Source organism: Rhodococcus sp. UNC23MFCrub1.1, from assembly GCF_000686025.1.
Lineage (GTDB): Bacteria > Actinomycetota > Actinomycetes > Mycobacteriales > Mycobacteriaceae > Rhodococcoides.
In genome coordinates this window covers 1-1,419 of record NZ_JMLQ01000021.1, presented here as the reverse complement: position 1 = coordinate 1,419, position 1,419 = coordinate 1, and the positions used below count along the sequence as shown (strand labels likewise).

Annotated in this window: 3 protein-coding genes; 1 reads left to right on the top strand and 2 read right to left on the bottom strand. The window is 62.1% G+C overall.

The window, feature by feature from the left end:
* Window positions 1-308 (bottom strand): dTDP-4-dehydrorhamnose 3,5-epimerase family protein (locus BR07_RS0122595; protein WP_027507341.1); only part of this gene is annotated, 308 nt, incomplete at its 3' end.
* Window positions 295-1,182 (bottom strand): glucose-1-phosphate thymidylyltransferase RfbA, encoded by an 888-nt coding sequence (gene rfbA, locus BR07_RS0122590; RefSeq protein ID WP_027507340.1) that lies wholly within the window; start codon window positions 1,180-1,182, stop codon window positions 295-297. The genes BR07_RS0122595 and rfbA, both read right to left, overlap by 14 nt.
* A gap of 105 nt (window positions 1,183-1,287) precedes the next feature.
* Here rfbA and BR07_RS27220 point away from each other — a divergent pair.
* The coding region (locus BR07_RS27220; RefSeq protein ID WP_155957174.1) for an NAD-dependent epimerase/dehydratase family protein at window positions 1,288-1,419 on the top strand (132 nt) is incomplete at its 3' end.

Sequence of the window (1,419 nt, the reverse complement as noted above, 5' to 3'; positions counted from 1 at the left end):
ATGAGCACCGAGTCCCAGGTGCCGTACGTCGGTGAGTCCTTGCGGAGGTCGACCACGACGTCGAGGAACGCGCCGCGGGTGCAGGTGACGTACTTCGCCTGTCCGGGTGGGTCGACGGTGACGTGGATGCCGCGCAGCACACCGGCGGCGGAGACCGAGCAGTTGGCCTGCAGCAGTTCCAGGGGGTGGCCGACGGCGGCGGTGAAGGCGGAGTCCTTGTGCCATTCGAAGAACACCCCGCGGTCGTCGCCGAACTGGCGGGGAGTGAACTCGAACGCCCCGGGAATCGACAGCTCACGAAAACTCATACAACCCCACCTTCTTGTCGATGAGTTCGAGGAGGTACGTGCCGTACCCCGACTTGACCAGCGGAGTCGCGCGCTGGGTCAGTTCGTCGTCAGTGATCCAACCTCGACGCCACGCCACCTCCTCGGGTGCCCCTACCTTGAGTCCCTGGCGCTGCTCGATCGTGCGTACGAAGTTCGACGCGTCCAACAAGGAGTCGAAGGTACCCGTGTCCAACCACGCGGTTCCACGCGGCAGCACCTCGACTTGAAGGGTGCCGGCTTCCAAGTAGTGCCGATTGACGTCCGTGATCTCGTACTCGCCCCGCGCCGAAGGCTTCAGATCGCGGGCGATGGCGACGACGTCGTTGTCGTAGAAGTACAGCCCCGGCACCGCGTAGTTCGACCGCGGCTTGGTGGGCTTCTCCTCCAGCGAGATCGCTCGCCCTGACCTGTCGAACTCAATGACGCCATAGGCCGACGGGTCGGACACTTCATACGCAAAGACTGCACCGCCACCGAGGTTCTCGAATCTCGCCAATTGCGAACCCAAGCCGGGACCATAGAAGATGTTGTCGCCCAGTACGAGCGCGACTTGTTCCGAACCGACATGCTCCGCGCCTATTACGAACGCCTGAGCCAAGCCGTTGGGTTGGTGTTGAACCGTATAAGTGATGGAAACACCGAATTGGGAGCCGTCACCAAGCAAACGGTGGAACTGATCTGCATCGTGCGACGTCGTGATGATGAGGATGTCTCGGATGCCCGCCAGCATCAATGTGGTCAGGGGGTAATAGATCATGGGCTTGTCGTAGACAGGCACCAGCTGCTTGCTCACCCCGACGGTGATCGGATGTAACCGCGAGCCGGTTCCACCGGCCAGAATGATTCCCCGCATGAGAACGAAGTGTCTCAGAAGCCAGCAAATCGCGCGTCTTGAGCGATGCCGGTCACACATCCCACTCAGGTCGAAACTCGAAAGTGAGGAACGTAGTCTCGCCGCATGAGAATGCTCGTGACCGGCGGCGCCGGGTTCATCGGCGCGAACTTCGTGCACCTGACCGCCCGCACCCGCCCCGACATCGAGATCACCGTCCTCGACGCCCTCACCTACGCCGGCAACAAGGCCTCCCTC

Coding starts and splice junctions, on each gene's coding strand:
- rfbA (WP_027507340.1), bottom strand. CDS start 1,182: ATGCGGGGAATCATTCTGGCCGGTGGAACCGGCTCGCGGTTACATCCG.